The organism is Burkholderia sp. BCC1988, assembly GCF_905339895.1.
Lineage (GTDB): Bacteria > Pseudomonadota > Gammaproteobacteria > Burkholderiales > Burkholderiaceae > Burkholderia.
This window is the reverse complement of sequence record NZ_CAJPHA010000003.1, coordinates 262,533-282,293: the sequence shown is the minus strand read 5'-3', so window position 1 is coordinate 282,293 and position 19,761 is coordinate 262,533. Positions and strand designations below refer to the sequence as shown.

At 65.2% G+C, this 19,761-nt stretch carries 11 protein-coding genes; all 11 read right to left on the bottom strand.

The window, feature by feature from the left end:
* Positions 1–10 precede the first annotated feature (10 nt).
* Positions 11–925, bottom strand: coding sequence for a UDP-3-O-acyl N-acetylglycosamine deacetylase (locus tag U4012_RS06090; RefSeq protein ID WP_135801181.1), 915 nt, complete (start codon positions 923–925; stop codon positions 11–13).
* Positions 922–8,535, bottom strand: coding sequence for an SDR family NAD(P)-dependent oxidoreductase (locus U4012_RS06085; protein WP_321796959.1), 7,614 nt, complete (start codon positions 8,533–8,535; stop codon positions 922–924). Before U4012_RS06085 ends, U4012_RS06090 begins: the two co-directional genes overlap by 4 nt.
* Positions 8,536–8,537: 2 nt before the next feature.
* Entirely contained in the window at positions 8,538–10,070 is a 1,533-nt protein-coding gene (locus U4012_RS06080; RefSeq protein WP_321796958.1) for an LTA synthase family protein, read from the bottom strand.
* A 1-nt stretch (position 10,071) separates the two neighbouring features.
* Entirely contained in the window at positions 10,072–10,857 is a 786-nt protein-coding gene (locus tag U4012_RS06075; protein WP_321797089.1) for an SDR family NAD(P)-dependent oxidoreductase, read from the bottom strand.
* Positions 10,858–11,962: 1,105 nt separating this feature from the next.
* Positions 11,963–13,438 carry a glycosyltransferase gene (locus U4012_RS06070; RefSeq protein ID WP_321796957.1) on the bottom strand — a complete coding sequence of 492 codons (1,476 nt, stop codon included), beginning with the start codon at positions 13,436–13,438 and terminating at the stop codon, positions 11,963–11,965.
* A gap of 15 nt (positions 13,439–13,453) precedes the next feature.
* Complete coding sequence (locus U4012_RS06065; protein WP_321796956.1) at positions 13,454–14,539, bottom strand: glycosyltransferase family protein; 1,086 nt, start codon at positions 14,537–14,539, stop codon at positions 13,454–13,456.
* Positions 14,520–15,860: a glycosyltransferase gene (locus tag U4012_RS06060; protein WP_260444599.1), complete on the bottom strand. Its 1,341-nt coding sequence runs from the start codon at positions 15,858–15,860 to the stop codon at positions 14,520–14,522. Before U4012_RS06060 ends, U4012_RS06065 begins: the two co-directional genes overlap by 20 nt.
* Positions 15,857–16,831 (bottom strand): polysaccharide deacetylase, encoded by a 975-nt coding sequence (locus tag U4012_RS06055; protein WP_044844072.1) that lies wholly within the window; start codon positions 16,829–16,831, stop codon positions 15,857–15,859. The genes U4012_RS06060 and U4012_RS06055 overlap by 4 nt, the downstream gene beginning before the upstream one ends.
* Positions 16,832–16,833: 2 nt before the next feature.
* Complete coding sequence (locus tag U4012_RS06050; protein ID WP_124894053.1) at positions 16,834–17,385, bottom strand: hypothetical protein; 552 nt, start codon at positions 17,383–17,385, stop codon at positions 16,834–16,836.
* Positions 17,382–18,494: a hypothetical protein gene (locus tag U4012_RS06045; protein ID WP_321796951.1), complete on the bottom strand. Its 1,113-nt coding sequence runs from the start codon at positions 18,492–18,494 to the stop codon at positions 17,382–17,384. Before U4012_RS06045 ends, U4012_RS06050 begins: the two co-directional genes overlap by 4 nt.
* Positions 18,491–19,660 (bottom strand): nucleotide sugar dehydrogenase, encoded by a 1,170-nt coding sequence (locus U4012_RS06040; protein WP_044844069.1) that lies wholly within the window; start codon positions 19,658–19,660, stop codon positions 18,491–18,493. The genes U4012_RS06045 and U4012_RS06040 overlap by 4 nt, the downstream gene beginning before the upstream one ends.
* Positions 19,661–19,761 lie beyond the last annotated feature (101 nt).

Sequence of the window (19,761 nt, the reverse complement as noted above, 5' to 3'; positions counted from 1 at the left end):
TGCGTCCGCATTACGCGGACACGTCGACCCATTCGTACGCGTCGGGCGTACCTAGCAGCGCGCTGAGGAGTCTGTAGTTCATTTCGTGGGTGGGGCGATGTGCGATGACACGCCCGAGCAGCGGCGAACCCGCGAGCGCAAGGTCGCCGACGAGATCGAGCACGCGATGACGCACGAATTCGTCGGGCGCACGCAGCCCGCCGATCACGTGATTGCCGATGATCGACGCCGTGCACGACGGTCGTGCGCCACGCAGGATCGGCGTGCCCGTCAGGTAACCGACCGCGATTGCCGGCACGGCCCACTTGATCCGTCCGTACGAACGCGACGACGAAATCTCGCTGGCAAACGTCCCCGGCGTGAGCTCGCCGTCCCACTGCATATCGCCGAACCCCTTGAGATCGTCGCGCACGCTGAATTCGTAGCGCTCGGCGGGCTCGACGCGCAATTCGCGCCGCGACGCACCTTCGCCGTCGGCCACGCTCACCGGTTTCAGCACCCGGAGGAAGCGCTTCGAACGCTGCAACTCGGCTCGGCCGCCGGCGGCGATCGCGTCGATCCAGGGCCGTGCGCTACCGTCGAGAATCGGCACTTCTTCCGCATCGAGTTCGACGATCGCGTGATCGATCTCACAGGTCAGCAGCGACGCGAGCAGGTGCTCGACCGTACGCACGCCCATGCCGTCGTCCGCTCGCAGCATCGTGCAGAGCGGTTGTGCACGACGCACCGCCGGGCCGGCGGCAAGCCTCCCCAGTTCATGCTCGCCGCGCATGCGGCGAAATACGATCCCGTGCCGTTCGGCCGACGGGGCTGCGGGCAGGATCCGCACCTGGACCCGGCGCCCGGTGTGCAGGCCATGTCCGGTCATCGTCACCGGCCGGGCGACCGTCCCTTCGCTGGCCCGCCATCCTTGCGGCGCTTTCACCCGGCATGCACCGGCGTCGATTTGCATGTTGCTGCCCTCTGGTTTTCGTGATCCTGATTGCGTGCGAGTGTCGCGCGCGCCTCGTCGCCCAGCCCATGCCTCGCGACCAGCGCATCGGCCAGCTCGTCCGCTGCCGCGACGTTCTCGTTGCCGCCGTGCGCATCGAGCAACTCGACGATGCGCTCGGCCAGCGTATGGACCGTCGCGCCTTCCGCGATCGCCATGATCGACAGCTTGACGCCGAAGGTCTCCTCGACGGCCATGCCGAGCTCCATGCCCATCAGCGAGTCCATTCCGAGATCCAGCACCGACCGGCCGGCATCGACGCGCTCCGGCGACATGTGCAGAATCCGCGCGATCTGGCCGCGCAGCGCCGACTCGACGAGCGCGACGGCCTCGGCCGCCGACAACGTTCGCAATTGCTCCAGCAACACGCGATCCTCGCTCGACGCCTCGACCGCCCCACCCGTTTGCAATGCCGCGTAACGGCGCGCGTGCGCGGCCGGCATGCCGCGCGAGATGGCGCCCCAGTCGAGACGCACGACCGCTTCGCCGGCGCTCCCTTGCACAAGCGCGCGTTCGAGCGCGCCCATCGCCTCGTCCGACGTGATCGACGCACCGCCGATCCGCGACTGCAACGCCTCGCGCGTGTCGGCGTTGCGCGCGAGGAAACCGACGTCCTCGATCGGCCCCCATGCCATGAACATCGCCGGCAGCCCCGCCGCGCGACGATGTGCGACCAGCGCCTCGAGGAAGCCGTTGGCGGCCACATATGCACCCTGCCCCGGATTGCCGAGATAGGTCGTCGCTGACGAGTACACGACGAAGAAATCGAGCGCACATCGCCGCGTCGCGCGATGCAGGTTCCATGCACCGGCCACCTTCGGTTCGAGCACGGCCGCGAAGCGCGCGTCATCGACGTTGCGCAGCAGACCGTCGTCGATCTGCATCGCCGAATGCAGCACACCCTTGAGCGGCGTCCCGCGACGCTCGATCTCTTCGATGAGGGTTTCCAGCGCCGCGCTGTCGGTCACGTCGCATCGCGCGACCGACACCTGCGCGCCGAGCGCGTCGCGCCAGCGATCGGCTTCGGCCTGCATCGCGGCGCCCAGTGCGCCGCCGCGACTCGCGAGTGTCAGGTGCCGTGCGCCGCGCTCGATCATCCAGCGCGCGGTCGCGAAACCCAGCCCGCCGGTGCCGCCGACGATCAGGTACGCCGCCTGCGGGTCGAGCCGCAGGGTCGGCACCGCGACGCCGCGCGTCGGTACCGGCGTGCCCGACGGATAGGTGACCAGCACCTTGCCGATCTGGCGCGCCTGCTGCATGTAGCGGAACGCTTCCTCCGCACGCGCGGCCGGGAACGCGCGGTACGGCAGCGGATGCAGCACGCCGCCCGAGAACAGGTCCATCACTTCCTCGAACAGTCGCGTCGTCAGCGACGGCAGCACGCCCATCAGCTGATCGGCGTCGATGCCGAAATAGCTGATGTTGTTGCGGAACGGCCGCAGGCCGATCTGGCTGTTCTCGTAGAAGTCGCGCTTGCCGAGTTCGAGGAAACGGCCGAATGGACGCAGCGTATCGATGCTGCGCACCATCGCTTCGCCGGCGAGCGAATTGAGCACGATGTCAACGCCTTCGCCGTGCGTGCGCGCGAGAATCTCGTCGGCGAACGCGAGGCTGCGCGAATCGAACACGCGGTCGACGCCAAGCAGGCGAATGAACTCGCGCTTCTCGTCGCTGCCGGCGGTCGCGAAGACTTCCGCGCCAAGATGTCGCGCGATCTGGATCGCCGCGATGCCGACTCCGCCCGCACCGCCGTGCACGAGCACGCGCTCGCCGCGTCGCAGCCGCGCCAGTTCGCACAACGCGTAGTACGCGGTGAAGAATGTCGTCGGGACCGTGGCGGCCTCCTCGAACGACATCGTGTCGGGCTTGCGTGCAATCGCGGTTGCGCGCGTGACCACGCGTGTCGCGAACGATGCCGGCGCGAAACCGAGCACGGCGTCGCCCGGTACGAAACCGTCAACGCCCGGGCCGATCCGGACCACGCGCCCCGACATCTCCATGCCGATCGTCGCGCCCGCGAAGCCCGTCTCGACCGCCTCGTCGGACAGCAGCCCCATCGCGTACATCACATCGCGGAAATTGAGCCCGGTCGCCATCGGCTCGATCTCGACCTCGCCGGCGGCGAGATCGTGTGCTGGCATCGCGAACCATTCGAGGTTGCGCAACGAACCCGGCATGTCGAATGCGAGCCGTGCTCCCGGGTGGTCCGATGCAGGCGGTAGCGCGTTGTCACGCTCGGCCGCCTGCGCAGCCGGCAGCATGCGCGGCACGTAGCGGCCCTGCGGCGCCAGCAGCACTTCCTCTTCGCCATCGTCGCCGAGCAGCACCATCGCAAGCTGCAGCGCCGGTTGTTCGACGGCCTGATCGACGTCGATCAGACGGATCGGCAGCGTCGGATACTCGTTCGCGATCACGCGGCCGAGGCCCCACAACGTTCCGTGCTCGGGATGCGCCGACGCACCGGCCGCGAACGGCGCCCCGCCGCGCGTCACGACGCACAGCCGACCGCGTTCCGCCGCGCCCGCCGCCTCGAGATCGCGCACGAGCGACGCCAGCGCGAGTGCGCCGCCGTGCTGCGCGCGCATCACGGCCGCACCGTCGGCCGAGTCGAGCGATGCAAGCGGCGCCACGAACACGACATGCGCCGGATGCTCTGCCGGCTGACGCGCCGACCATGCGGCAGCGTCACGCACCGATGCCGATTCGACCCGGCAACCGAGCCGCTCGAGCTCGCCCGCCAAGGAAATGCCGAACGCGTCGTCACCGTCTTGCGCGATCAACCAGTGCGCCGCGTCGCTCGTCGCCATGCGACGCGCGAGATCCGCGTCGTGCGATGCGATAGCCACCGGTTCGTCGGCGAATGGCTTGCGTGCGGCGATGAAGGTCGGCACGCCTTCGAGATCGAGGCCTTGTTCGGTATCGCGCACCACGTCGACGAGCCCGGCGCGTTCACACATCGCGACGATCGCGGCTGGCGCCAGCGTGCCGTACGCACCGGCGGACACTTCGCCGCCGGCCATGCCGAACACGATGTCGGAGAACCGGCTTCGCCGCCCTTCCGTGATGGCGACCAGGCCGCCCGGTGCGAGCCGTTCAGTGATCGCCGTCAGCGCGGCGAGCGGATCCGGGTGATCGCCCAGCATCCGGTTGACGATCACGACGTCGAACGGCGTCGTATCGCAACATTGCGCGAACAACGGCGCGTCGGTCGCAAACACCAGCGTTCGTACCTGCGCGTGCGCTTCTGCATCGAACCCGGCGAGCTGCTGCTGCGTACCTGCCAGCAGGTATTCGCAGCGACCGGCCGGCACGTCAACGTCGAGCGGTTGCAGCACGTCGCCGCTCGCGGCACCGATCTCCAGCACACGCAAGCGCCGTGCATCCGGCCACGCTGCGATCGCCTGCGTCACGCAGGCGGCGAGCAGCGCACGCACATGCGCCCAGGTCGGCGAGGCATCGAAGAACTGCTCGACCAGACTGCGCCCGGTCGACGACAGCAGCGCGCCCTCGGACGACGCGTCGCTCAGCACGCGCGGCAACGCCGCGCCGACGTGCGCCAGCAACGTCAGTTCGGCGACATGGGCCGGCGATGCCGCCAGCACGTCGCGCCACAGCGCGTCACGCGCGGGCATCGCCGCGCAGGCTTCGTCATCGCGAACCAGACTATCGCCGTCGAAACGGGCCAGCCCGTCTTCGACGACGATCTCCGCCAGTCGCGCGACCTGTTGCGGGTGCGTGCCCATCGGCAGCGCCGGCTGGGCGAAGACGCCAAGCGCATCCAGTGCGTCGAGCGCATGCAGACCGGCGAGCACGTCGAGCAGCGGCAGCATTTCGGTCAGATGCTGCGTGCGGCGCGCGTGGTCTTCGCGCGCCGCGACATGCGCGTTCGCACGCTCGACGAGCATACCCGGCTGTGGCAGTGCCGCGGCCGTGTAACCGCCCGGCAGCGGCCGCGCCTCGAGCACGTAGGCAAAGCGCGCCGGCGCGCCGTGACGGCGCCCGGCGAGATCGACGCGACGGAAGCGGCACGCGGCAAGGCGCGCGACGATGCTGCCGCTGGCATCGATGAATTCGAACGATGCGACGATCGAATGCGGGCTGCGGCGGTGAATGCGCGCCAGCACGCGACGAATCGATTCGCCGCTCAGGAAATCAACGCGGCCGATCTGGACCGGAACAAATGCCGCATGCGCATCGTCCGGTGCGGCGCCGGCCTGCCCCAGCAACGCGAACAGCGGATGGAAACCGCTGTCCATCAGCGCGGGATGCAGCAGATAGTCCGGCTGCACACACACGTCGGCCAGGACCGTCGGCACCTCGAGCTCGGCAAGCGCGTCGTCGCCCGACACGCACAGCGACCGCACCCAGCGGAACGCCGGGCCGTAGCTGAGGCCGATCGCCTCCGTGCCCGCATACAGCGCGTCACCGGATAGCACCGGACGCGATTGCAACCGGGCGATCACGGACGCCTCCGGCATGCTGTCCGCATCGAGCGTATTGCCGCTTTCGAGCAGGCGCCCCGTCACGTTCAGGTTCCACGGGCCGTCCGTCATCCGGTCGCGCGTCTCGATCGTAAACGACGCGGTGCGCACGTCGATCGCGAACCGGAACAACTTTGCGTGCTGCGGCTGGAACACGACCGGCATGCGGATCTCGACGTTCTCGATGGCCACATCCGGCGTCCCGAAGAACGTGCGCGCCGCCGCGAGCGCCATTTCGACATAACCGGCACCGGGGAACGCGACGCCACCGTCGACGACGTGATCGGCGAGCATCGCCACGCGCTGTGGATCGAGCTGGTTCTCCCAGGCGAACGCATGCTCGTGCAGGCGATAGCCGAGCAGCGGATGATCGACGCGGCGGTTCACGAGCCCGTAACCCTCGACGCTCGGCACCAGCCAGTAACGCTCACGCTGCCACGGATAGGTCGGCAGCGCGGCGTGCGGCGCGTCGGGCACGAAGCGGTCGAGATCGACGCGCGCGCCTTGCGCAACCGCCGACAGGATCGAATGGGCGAGCATCTCCGCGCTATCGTGCTGGCGCTTGAGCGTCGGCACGACGACGCCAGGCGCAACGCGCGCCGCAAGCGTCTGCTTCACGTAGGTGCGCAGGATCGAGTGCGGCGCGATCTCGACGAACACGCGCACGCGATCGTCGGCCAGGCGGGAAATTGCGTCGCCGAAACGCACCGGCTCGCGAATGTTGCGCCACCAGTAGCCCGCGTCGAGCGCGGTGCCCGGCAGCGTGTCGCCGGTCACCGTCGACACGAATCGCGTATGCGTCTCGCGCGGCGCGAGATCGGCCAGCCCGTCGCGCACGACCGGCTCGATCGCGTCCATGCGGCTGCTGTGGAACGCGTAATCGAGGTCGAGCATCTGGTAGAAATGGCCCGCGTCCGCAAGCGCCGCGCCGAGCGCGTCGAGCGCCGCTTGCGACCCCGCGAGCGTGACCGAGTCGGGGCTGTTGGCGCCCGCGATTTCGATCGCTGCGGCGAGATCGAGACGCGCGATCCAGTCGCGCGCCGCGGCTTCGCCGACGCCGGCCGCCGCCATCCTGCCTGCGCCACGCGTGAGACCCTGTGCCCCGCTGCGGATCCGGATCACGCGCACGGCTTCAGCGAGCGTGAGTGCGCCCGACGCCCAGGCCGCGGCGATCTCGCCGACACTGTGGCCGACTGCCGCGTCGAAGCGGATGCCGCGCGCGGTCAGCACACGCGTGATGCCGACCTGCATCGCGAACAACAGCGGCTGCGCGTTCTCGGTCGCGGCGAGCCATGCGGCGTCGACACCTTCGCACATGACTTCGACGAGCGACGCGTTGCCGTCCGCGCGCCAGAGCGCATCGACTTCGTCGAGTGCCGCGCGAAACACCGCATCTTCGGCATAGAGCCGCTTGCCCATCCCGGCCCATTGACTGCCGTTGCCCGCATAAACGAACGCGACCGGCGCGTCGCCTTCGACGGCCTGCCCCTGCACCGCGCACGCCGGCAGCCCGCGCGCCGACGGCTCGGCAAGTGCGGCGAGCGCGGCCAGCCCTTCGGCCCGATCTGCCGGCGCGATGACCGCGCGATGCTCGAGCCACTGGCGACGCCGTGCGGCGGCAGCCGCGAGTGCGGCCCAGTCGGCACCCGACTGCAGACGTGCGAGATAGCGCGCAGCGACGGCCGCCAGCGCAGCCGGTGAACGTGCGGTGAGGACGAGCGGCGGCAACGGTGCATCGATCCTTGCCGCCGACTGTGCGGTGGGCGCGGGTGCCGCTGCTTCGGTGATGACGACGTGCGCATTCGTGCCGCCAAAGCCGAACGAGTTGATGCCGATCGTCAGCGGTGCTTCGCCGCGCTCGAGCGGCGTGAACCGATCGACCACGCGCAAGCGGCCGCCATCGAAATCGATGCCGGGATTCGGCGTATCGAAATGCAGCGAGCGCGGCACCGCACGATGCTTCAGGCACAGCACCGCCTTCAGCAGGCCCGCCATTCCCGATGCCGTTTCGAGGTGCCCGATATTGGTCTTGACCGAACCGATCAGCAGCGGATCGGATTCGGGCCGGCCGCCCGACACCGCATCGATCAACGCACGCGCCTCGATCGGATCGCCGACCGCCGTGCCCGTTCCGTGTGCCTCGAGATACGCGAGCGTGCGCGGATCGATACCAGCGCGCCGATACACGGCGCGCAGCAGGTCCGCCTGCGTCGCCGCGGCCGGCACGTTGATGCCGCCATGCGAATGGCCATCCGAATTCACGCCCGATCCGGCGATGACCGCGTGGATCGTATCGCCGTCGGCCAGCGCCTGATCGAGCGGCTTGAGCAGCACGAACGCACCGCCCTCGGCACGCACGTAGCCGTCGCCGGTCGCGTCGAACGCACGGCAGCGGCCGCGCGGCGACAGCATCGACGCCTTCGAGAAACTGACGAATCCGAACGGGTGCAGCAGCAGGTTCACGCCGCCGGCCAGCGCCATCGCGGTCTCGCCCGACTGCAGCGCCCGGACCGCCTGATGGAGCGCGACGAGCGAAGACGAGCATGCGGTGTCGACCGACATGCTCGGGCCGCGCAGGTCGAACAGGTAGGACACGCGGTTCGACGCAATGCTGAGCGTGTTGCCGGTTGCCGAATACGGATCGATCGTGTTCATGTCGTCCATATTGCGGTTGCCGTAATCCATGCCCGCCACACCGACGAACACGCCGCAGTCGCGGCCGCGCATCGCAGCCGGACGCACGCCGGCGTCCTCGAACGCCTCCCACGCGAGTTCGAGCAGCAGCCGCTGCTGCGGATCCATTTGCGCGGCCTCGCGCGGCGAGATGCCGAAGAATTCGGCGTCGAAGCCCGCGACGTCATCGACGACGCCCGCGGCGAACGTGTAGCTCTTTCCCGGCTCGCGCTTCGACGGGTGCTGGTAGAACGCCGTACCGAAACGGTCCGGTGGGATGGCGGTCACGGCATCGCGTTCGTCACACAGCAGTTGCCAGAAGTCGTCCGGTCCCTCGACCCCACCGGGAAAGCGGCACGCTATCCCAATAATTGCAATTCGTTTTTCCATCATCACGCCGGCGTCTGCAGCATCCCGGTCGGCGAAGCGGCGCGCGTGCAATCGACGTGCACCATCGCGCGCTGTATCGCGGCACCGAGACTCTCGACGCGAACGTTTCGTTGCTCGCCGAAATCGTTCGCGAAGTTGCGCCAAATAAAGTAGTCGCTATTGGTCGGTTCGGTTCCGAGCGCGTCGAACACCGAAATCAAAGCAGGAACGTGATCGCCGTAAAAGCACAGCACGGTCGGTCGTTCCCGCATGCGGAGATAATCAGTCAGCTTGCCGATCATGCCGTCGGCATTCTCGACATGTCGAAGATAGGCGGTCAGGTCGCGCCAGCGCGCGTCGTCGCCGAGCGTATGCCGCGATTCGGACTCACCCGGCCCGACCGATTCCAGATGCAGCGGGCCATGGTTTTCCATCGTGATCGCAAATGCGAATACCGGCCTGTCGCCGTGCGCCTGGAGGGCCGCGATGATCGCATCGGCCACCGGACCGTCGCCGATATACGGCCCGATTCGCGTCGCATCGCCGAAATCCCGAATGTCCAGAAAGCGGTCGAAATGCATGAACCGGAATGCCCGGTCGCGCCCGAAGAAGTCGGCGTGATACGGATGAATCGCGAGCGTGCGATATCCGCCTTGCTTGAACCAGCCCGCCAGCGACGCGCACGCGCGGCGCACGTACATGTACGGATAAAAGCGCGAATAGCCGAGCGCCGCCGACGGCAAACCCGTCAGCATCGCGAATTCGCTACGCATCGTATTCGCGCCCCAGGCGGGAACGTCCAGGCTGCCCTGCATGAATGCTTCGCTGCGGGCGCGATCGAGGTTCGCGTAAGGCTCCGACAGCACGCTTGCGCCGAGACGGCGCGCGTCGAAATAGGATTCGCTCTGGATGACGATCACGTCCGGCGTGCTGTCCGGACGGCCGCCGGAGAATGGCCCGGCATCGACCGCGCGAAAAAACGCATTGCGTTCCGCGCGCCGCAGCCCGTTGACGAGGTAAGCGACGAATGTCGCGAAGAACCCCGTCCGGCGCTGGTCCGCCATCGGGTCGAGCGTCAGCGGCATGCGACGCGACAGCGCGACGCAAACCGGCACGCAAGCGGCCGCGATCAGTGCGGCGGCGCTACGCGCCGTCGAGCCGGCCGATTGTTCGAGCAGAAACCCGGCCGTCGCGACCGCAACGGCGGCAGCGATGCCGAGCACCTTGCCGGCACTCAGAAACGGCAGATAGAGACGCGGATGTGCGAAGACCTGGCTGAACAGGCTCAGGTCCGTAAAGACGAAGGGCTCGCGCAGGGATTCGTATTTTGCGTTGCTGATGACCGCCAGCAAGGCGATCAGCACGAGGGCGACGGATGCCGAGAAAAGCGGCCGTGCCGTCACGGCGAAAGTCGCGCCCGCCACGATCGCGAACGCGCAGACATGCAATGCGATCGCCGCCGGCGAACGGGCGAGCGACGTGCGCGGATACGCGATGGCCTCTACGAGAAATGAGAGTGCGGCTGCGGCAGCCGCGAACGCGAATCCGGGCAGCACGTCACGCCTTCCCGCGCGGGAGGTAGGACAGACGACCGAGAATGGCATCCGCCAGCGTGGCCGGCAGCAGGCGCAGCAACTTGATGCCGAAGGCAAGACTGAACGGAAAGGCGATTTCCACGCGGCGTCGCGCGAGGCGCTTCTTGATGTATCCGGCGGCCTTGTCCGCACTCCACATGAATGGCTTGCTGCCCGGGAAGACGTCGCTCATTGCCGTGCGGACAAAACCCGGCATCACGACCGACAGGCCGATGCCCTCGCGTGCGAGGATCGGGCGCACGGAATCGCAGTAGGCGACCAGCGCCGCCTTGCTCGCGCAATAGGCGGGCGAGATGGCCATGCCCCGCAATGCGGCGAGCGAGCTGACGACCGCGATCTGTCCGCGCCCGCGCATGCGCATCCGGTCGATGGCCGGCAGCACCGCATGGAGTGCGCCGTACAGGTTGGTATCGACGACGTCGGCGGTACGCGCCATGTGCTCCCAGTCGTCGGCGGACTGCAGCGTGCTGGCGACGCCTGCATTCGCAATCATCAATTCGATCGGGTATCGCGTATCGAAATCGATCATCCAGTCCTGGACGGCGGCCGAATCGCGCACGTCCATGCAGCCGATCACGACGCGGGCGCCGCGCGCGCGGCATTCTGCAGCGACGGATTCCAGCCGTGCCGAATTTCTGCCAATCAACCCCAGCGTGATATCGGGCGCGGCATAACTCAATGCCAGCGCGCGCCCAAGCCCGGCACTACTGCCGGTTATCACGATTGCTCGTGGCCCGCTTGCGCTCACCTGCCCTCCCCGGTTGCGAATATTGCTGTTTTTCCATCGTTTTAAACGAACATTGTTTTTCAGCGGCCGTCTGGTTATCGATCTCCAAGCGCCAAGCGCTGCCTGATATTTCGACCAAGCAGCGGACAACATTGTCGATTTATTGCGTTTGATTATTTCGTATGATTTGACTACGCCCGCAACATGCCACGCACTGATATCGCACATCGACGTGACGACGTGCGACCGCCCGAATCAGGGTTGCGAAAAAATGTGCGGACCATGCAGCGAACGCAACCACATGGAAATTTGCGCGGCGCGAAAGGCAGTTGGCCACAAGCTTACAACGCGCCGACGCGATCATACATCAATATTAATATTCGAGTAAAACCTTACGTGTTACAACTGCTTACATCAGACATGCGCCGGCGGTCCTGCTCCATGCAAAGGTAGAAACTCGCGTTGCCTGCAATCCTCAAGTACCGGCCGCACACCGATTCCCGAAGTACAAATATCGGAAAAAAATGCCGAACCGCTCTCCTGACCGTCCGGTCGCGACCGATCCTCAGGATGCTTTAATCGTGCAGATAACCGATGCGCGCGGCACCGCGCGGCGGACAGCATGCGGCCATCCCGCAAGCAATTCTTAAAGTTCTTCCGGCTATTTGTCAGACATACCCTCCGACCTGGCGAGTTCGACGAAAGGCTGTCTGGTGGCATTCTGCTCCGTCCAATTGGGTCGGATAGAATTCCTCGAATGTTCTTTGCAAATCTTGATGATCCTTCGACTCGCTTGGTTCGCTGAACTATGTATGGAGATCGTCAGGCAGCGTCTTCGACCGGCGCCAGACCGGCGAAGCGAGCGCAACCGGACGGCCGCGCCCTCGGTAAAAATGAATGGGCCGCCCTCGGCGGATCGAGCGGCCGGTCAGTGCATCAGCGGTCTGCGGAACTCGTCTTACGGTATCGATTGTTATTGCGCGTTCTCTCGTCGCGCAAACATCGGGGTTGCTTTCGATGCTGACAATTTCTTTACGCAGGCCACATGGAAGAAAGGAAGGTGCCCTTAACGAATCGGCAATTCTCGCCCGTCAATTGGACCGATTCGACTGCGCGCACCTTGAAATCACGATTGCTCACGGGCACGGCGCTCTCGCCACGACCAATAGAGAACCATCCCGAAGCCGACGCAAACCGTTACGTTGAGCGGAATCAGAACGTAGTTCTTCTTCTCAATCGCCAGCAAAATCGTCACGAGCGAATAGGAAAACGTGGCGATTTCTCCGGCCAGCAGGACTGCATTGATACGCGGCATCGTGGAACGATAGGCTTCCTTTCCTTTTGGCGTGCGATGAAAACCGCTATACACGCCGAAAACGGCGCGCACGCCCCCCGCGAAGTAATACCAGGCCATCGGCAAGAACATCGCGATATAAAGGTAGGTATCCCATACGGTTTTCAGAACACTCGGTTTGTCGTCGAATCTCGCGCCCTTGCGTGAACCGAACGCATTCGCAAGCGCCCAGATTGCCACCAGTACAAAAAAGACGAATGCGCCGAGATGAATACCTTCGCCGTCGAAATGCACCAGGCAGGTCAACGGCAGGCTAAGCAGGATCAGCACATAGATCGAAGCCAGCAGCACGGACGAGAACATCACCGAGATCGCGTGCATCCGCTTCATCAGCGGCATGCTTTGCGACAACATTTGCCCGACATGCTTGAACCCGCTGTGGATCAGGCCGCGCCCCCAGCGTTCCCGTTGAATGCGAAACGCGCTGATGGTCTCCGGCAGCACCGACATGGAAACGACCTCTCGCAGATACGCGTATTTCCATTCACCGAACTGCGCGCGATAGCCGAGGTCCACGTCTTCGGTGACCGTCGACGCATTCCAGCCGCCCAGTGCATCGACGCACTCCTTGCGCCACACACACGAGCTGCCGCTCAGCGAAGCCATGTCGCCGTCCTCGCTCAGCCCTACCGTCACGTACTGCTGGTGACCCATTTCCATGGCCTGGAAGCGCGTCAAAAACGACGCATCGCGATTCTCGTAGCCGATGCCGGTCTGAAGGAAACCGAGCTTCGGATCGGTGAAGCACGGAATAGTCTTCAGCAGGAAATCCGCCGGCGGCACGAAGTCCGCATCGAAGATCGCAAAGAACTCGCCGCACGACTGCTGGATGCCGTTGACCAGATTGCCGGCCTTGTAGCCCGTTCGCGACTGGCGCTTGACGAGCCGGATGTTGATTCCGTCGGCGGCGTAGCGATCGACTTTCGCCCGTGCCAGTTTCGTCGTCGCATCCGACGAGTCGTCGAGCACCAGGATCTCGATCTCGTTCGGCGGATAGGTCAGCCGGCAGGCCGCGTCGATCAGCCGCTCGACCACCTCGGACTCGTTGCAGATCGGCAGCAGCACACTGACCCGAGGATGAAACCCGTTTTCGGAAATCCGGACGGGCTGCGCCAGGTCGGTCAGCTTGCGCCGTTCGACCTTGCGCGAAATCAGCAGCACGCGCAGTTCGAGCAGCACGTACAGCGCAAAGTAGAGCACCACCAGCAGGAACACCAGCTGGGCAGCATAGGAGAGCAGCGCGAGCATCGTGACCGCTTCTCCTCAGATCTTCACGACGGCGAAGATTTCCTCCAGCCGGTGCGCCCACGTATGGTTTTGCCGTACGTAGCGTGCGCCTGCCTCGGCTCGGTCCAGATCGTCCTGCGACGGACCGTGCCGAAGCCGCGAAAACAACTCCCGCGCCTCGTCAGGCGTATCGATCACGTGGCAGAACCCGCGGAAGTACCGGTCGACCGAACGGCTCGCGTTGGTCACGGCGATGCCGCCACACGCGAGGATTTCGACCAGGCGCCGCGAGAACATCGTCTCGGAGCCCGTCACGGAATTCACGTTGATCGAGATCGCATGGGATTTGTACACATGCGCCGTTTCCCGATGCGGCACCTTGCCATGCACGCGCAGCCCGCTCTTCTTCGGATAGCGAAACTCGAAGAAGCGCGACAGGCGATCGTGATTGCGGTCGAATACGTTGAGCGGCAGATTGCTCTGCTCGCAGGTGTCGAACACCATGTCGAGAAAGCGGCGGCGTTCGTTCAGGATGCGCCGGTAATAGCTGCCCGTGAAGCACGCCTCGTTGCGCACGAAATTGAAGCCCGAGAAGTTGTGTGACGCCGGCTGATACGGCATCACGAGCGTATTCACCGGCACATGCGCGGGCACCTGCTGCCGATACCGATCGAGACACTCCTCGTCGGTCGTGAACACGTAGTCGAATACCTTCGCCACGTCGATGAACGTGTCGAAGAACGCGCCGTCGTCCTTGTTCCAGAATACGGTCGGCACACCCGCGCGCCTGGCGAAGTCGACCAGGCGAAAGATCGCCGTCGGCTTGCCCAGGCGCATCGGCGGCGACTGTCGCGCCAGCTCGTAGCGCCAGCTTCCGTCCACGCCATGAAACGCCGATTCCACGAACACGAGATCGGGCTTCCAGTTGCCGATCACATCCGCGTAGTTGGCAGGCGTCATGGTGCGCACGCGGCATTCCGCCGACAGGCAATCCGCCGTGAAGTAATCCGTGACGAGCGCGATCTTCAGGCGCCCGAAGCGCCCGGCCTGCTCCACGTCCTCCGCAACCGTCGGGTAGTCGTAGACCAACGAACCCAGTTTTCTAATGACCCTGCCGACCATTTAACCCCTCACCCTGCGACATTGGCAGTGCGTTCATGACAAATTCGCGCCAGCGGCGCTGCGTGGCCGCGTATTCTCTCGCCTGGCCGCGCAACGCCGCGAGCGTGCCGCGATCGGACAGCGCCGCATCGATGACCCGCGCCAGGTCGACCGCATCGCCGGCCTTGAAAAACCAGCCGGCCGGACTCGGGCCCAGTTCGTCGCGAAACACCGGCAAATCCGGCACGATCACCGGCTTGCCCATCGCGAGCGCCTCCACGAGTTTGATCGGCGGCACGATCTCGCAAACCTTGAACGGTTTGCGCGGAATGCACACCAGCGCGCAACGGCCGAGCGTCCTGCGCGCCTGCTCGGGCGACGTCCGGCCCAGAAAGCGAACCTGCTCCGCCAATCCGAGGCGTCGGACCTGTGCCTCCAGCGCCGGCCGTGCCTCGCCTTCTCCGACGATCTCGACCCGCACCGTGCGCCCTTCCCCGATCAACCGCCCGACCGCATCGATCAACGTATCGAGCCCTTCATAACCGATCAGCGAACCCGCATAGCCGATCGTGTCCGCGTCGATCTCATCGGGTTTCGACGGCGTAAACCGCTCGGGGTCCACGCAATTCGGCAGCAGATGCATCCGCTCGCCGGCAATCCCCCAGCGGTCCCGCGCGAACCGCCCCAGCTGCGCCGAGATCACGAACAGCTTGTCCGCGTGACGGGCCACCAGGCCCTCCAGTTGCAGCCCCTGCGCGAACCCCTGGCGCCCTTCGTATTCCGGCATGCGCGAGATGCGCGTCAACTCCCACAACCCGCGCATCTCGTACTGGAACGGGATGCCCAGTTGCCGCGCCGCCAGCAGGGCCGGCAGCGCGTTCACGTGATTCGACGCCGCGTGGATCACGGACACGCGATGCTGCATGGCCACGCGCGCGATGACCGGCGCTGCCTGCAACGCATACATCAGCACCGGCCGGTTGTTCAACGGTGCGCTCGCATGCAGATACCGGACCTCGCTGACCTGCGTGTCGCTTCCCGCGACATCCATCAGGCGATCCACGCGATCGCCGGGATAACCGGGCCGCGTCAGCGGATGCACGCGACCGCCCGCAGCGGCCAAGGCGCGAACGACTTCGTGCGTGCGCGTCGTATAGCCGCTCGTGTGATACGGCAACGCGCTAGCCGCCACGTACAGCATGCTGTCCGGATCACCGACGAACGGCACGCCGCGCGAACGCTGCTTCACCTTGCGCTCGAGCACATGCGCCGTCAGTCGACGGCTCATCGCGAGAAGCGGCTCGGTCAACGCCGTCTGCAACGAATCGAGCATCGTGCTCATGCTTTCACCGCCCCGGCCGCCTTCAGTTCGGCATGGGCGAGATCGGTCGTATGCGTGGTCCGGATCTTTCCTCGGGCCTGCAGGTCCAGGAATTCCGCCGTGGTGATCACGTCGTAGTCCTTCGTCAGCCGCGACAGCAGCTTCCGGTAGCCTTCGACGCGCTGGTCGTCCCGGTAGGTCGCGTGCCCGTTTTCGTCCCAATACAGCAGCGACCACGAATGGAGCAGGAAGATCGAGAACGTCGGGCTGCCGCTGAACGCGTCGAGCAGCAGCTTGCCCCACCACGGACGGAACCGGAAATACGGCGACTCAGGGTAAGTCAGGCGTGCCCACCATTCTTCCTTGCCCACCTTCGGCAGGATTTTCTTTTCCGTCATCGGCACCTCGATCACGCCGTTCGACCACTGGAACGGCAGATTCGTGGGCTCGCTGTAATTGCACTGCCCGGCATGGACGGCGCACAGGGAATTGTTGAACGACAGTTGTACGCCGGTGGACTTCAGCGCCCGGATCGTCGACGCGTTCCAGCGGAACGAACCTGCACGGTGCGCCAGCACCGGCTTGCCCGTTTCCGCCGAAATCAGCCCGCCGAAGTGGCGAATCACGAACTCCGCGCGCGCATCGTCCGTGTATTGGTTCATGTATTGCGGACGCCGCGCGAGGCCGTGCTCGGCCCAGAACGCGTCCGGCAGGTATTCGGGATGCGTGTGCAGTTGCACGTCCTGCCCTGCGGCATCCAGTCGGCGCACGACGTCCTTCGTCTCGTCGAGATACGCATATGCGCCGCACTGGTCCACGAAGAACACGTGCTTGACGCCGAACTCGTCGCCGATGGAAGCCATTTCACCGACCCCCGCCCGCCCCTTTTCGTGCACACCCCACATCAGCCGTTTGACGTGATCCTCCGTGGCACGCTTGGGCAGCGCCTCGGTATCCACCGTCAACATGGCATAGCGATTTCTATCCATCATGTTCAGTTCACTTCCACCAGTGCCTTCCAGTCGGCGTCGTTGGCCTGCGCCGCGGCCGGCGGAACGATCCGCGCATCGCGATAGCGCCACGCAAGGTACGCGCGCTTTCTCTCGCGATAGGAACGGTCCTCACCGCTCAATTCCGGCAGGTATTCCACCAGCCAGCCCAGCCGCGAATAGAAGGCGAAATCGGCCACGTCGGTCACCAGTACCGGCGCCAGCGCATCGTTACCTCTCAGCCGCGCGGAAAATCCTTCGCACGCACGGCGCAGTGCATCGCGCTCCGTACCCGGCGCCCAGATCAGCAGCGTGTTCGCTTCGGCCGAAACCGGTGCGTGCTTCAGGGTCGACAGCCACGGATATTTCGTCACGTGAGGCGGAATCACGCCCAACGTGGCCAGCAAGCGCCTGGCACCGCGCCACGCGCGCTCCTTCAATGTGGCAGGCGGTTTCCCGGCGAGCAGGTCGTGGCGCGTCAGCAACGTCCAGTCGGGCTTCGCCGCCAACGCACGCAACTCACGCCTCAAGGTCCGGGTTTGGTCGATGATGCTCAATGCGTTCGCCTCTTGTCAGCAATCCTGGCGATGATCTCGTCCGCCGCGAGCGACGCGCCGTTCATCGGCACCGCGCACTGCGCCGGTCCTGCATCGGGCAACAGGCCCAGCAGCGCGTCGACGGCCGTCTTGCGCTCCTGTTCAGTCTCGCACGCCGAAACGACAGCCGGCATCACGTCGGCGACCATCAGTGCGCGACGCACCTGATCGTCCACCAGTTGTGCGTTGGGCACCAGCAGCGCGGGAACGCCCGACTGCACCACTTCGCAGCAGGTGTTGTAGCCCGCTGCGCCGACAAATGCATCGAACGCACGCAGATAGCGCGCCAACGGATAGACCGAGACCGGCAACACGCCGGCCGGCAATTCGACGTCACGCACCGAAATGGGCGCACGTGCCCAGACCACCTGGAAACCGGCCGCCTCGAAGGAGGCGATCAGTCCGTGCCCGATGCCGGCGACATCCTTCAGATTGCCCGGGCCGAGCGAAAAGAGGACGAAGCGGCCCGCCTGCGGCAGGCCAAGCGCGTCTCTCGCCGCTCCTCGGTCGAGCAACTCGTCGTCCTCCAGCAGGCAGACCGGCGGAACCGTCAGCCGCGTGCCGCCGTTCGTCAGGGACGCGCGTGCTTCGGTCGCACCCAGTTCACCGGGCTGGATCACGAGATCGAACAACGATTCGTCCACCGGCACCGCTTTGGTATCGGCTTTGAGCAGCCCGCGATTGGACCACACGAGGACGGGTGATCCATACATTTCGCAGGCCGTCAGCAAACCCTTGAACGGCCACGTGCCGTCGAATACGACCGCATCCGGACGCACCCGCTCCAGCATCAGGCCCAATCGGACGGCCAGTTCACTGTTCCAGCCGAACGTCGAACTCGACGACCAGTAATGCGAAACGAAGTAGTCCGCTTCGAATCCCATCTCCTCGATGATTTCGATCGCCGACGCCAGCGAAAAGAAATACGGGCGAGCGCGGCCCCGCAGGCGACGCGCGTATGCGAGGCAACGGTTCAGATGGCCCATGCCCGAGCCGTTCACGTTGAAGAACAGGATGCGCGGCAACGCGCTCGCCGCGCCTACCGCGTGACCGGACTGCTGGTCGATCATGCGTCCCCGCCGAACAGGTCGCGCGTGTAGACCTTGGCTGCGACGTCGGTCAGATCGTCGGTCAGCCGGTTTGCAACGATCACGTCGGCGGAGTGCTTGAATTCGGCCAGATCGTGCACGACCGACGAATTGAAGAACGTCGATTCGTGCAATGCCGGCTCGTAGACGATGACCTCGACGCCCTTGGCCTTGATGCGCTTCATGACGCCCTGGATGCTCGACGCGCGGAAATTGTCGGACCCCGCCTTCATCACGAGACGGTAAATGCCGACAACCTTCGGCTTGCGCTTGAGAATGCTCTCGGCGATGAAGTCCTTGCGCGTGCTGTTCGACTCGACGATCGCGCGGATCAGGTTCTGCGGCACGTCGCGATAGTTGGCCAGCAGCTGCTTCGTGTCCTTCGGCAGACAGTAGCCGCCGTAGCCGAAGCTCGGGTTGTTGTAGTGTGCGCCGATGCGTGGATCGAGACAGACGCCGTCGACGATCTGATGCGTATCGAGACCGTGCTGCGCGGCGTAGGTGTCCAGTTCGTTGAAATACGCCACGCGCATCGCCAGATACGTATTCGCGAAGAGCTTGATCGCCTCGGCTTCCGTGCTGCCGGTGAACAGCGTCGGAATGTCCTGCTTGATCGCCCCCTGCTTCAGCAGATCGGCGAACGCCTCGGCTCGCCGCGAACGCTCGCCGATCACGATCCGCGAAGGGTGCAGGTTGTCGTACAGCGCCTTGCCTTCGCGAAGGAATTCCGGCGAGAAGATCAGGTTGTCGGTGCCGAGTGCCGCACGCGTGCGCTCGGTGTAGCCGACCGGAATGGTCGACTTGATCACCATTACCGCGCGCGGGTTGATCGCCATCACGTCGCGGATGACGACCTCGATCGAGCGGGTGTTGAAGTAGTTCGTATCCGGATCGTAGTCGGTCGGCGTGGCGATCACCACGTAGTCGGCCCCGGCGTACGCGTCTTCCTTGTCCAGGGTCGCGCGGAAGTTCAGATCCTTGTGGCGCAGGTAGTCCTCGATCTCGGCATCCTCGATCGGCGACTCCTTGCGGTTGAGCATCGCCACCTTCTCGGGGACGATGTCCAGAGCAACGACTTCATTGTGCTGCGACAGCAGGACGGCGTTGGACAGGCCGACGTAGCCTGTGCCGGCGATAGCGATTTTCATGCGTATTTCTCACAGGCAAACACAGGAATCTTCATCTCTTATATCTACCCTTACTTTCATCGTCTGCTTACGGTGAAGCAGTTAAAAATATCTGATCCAGA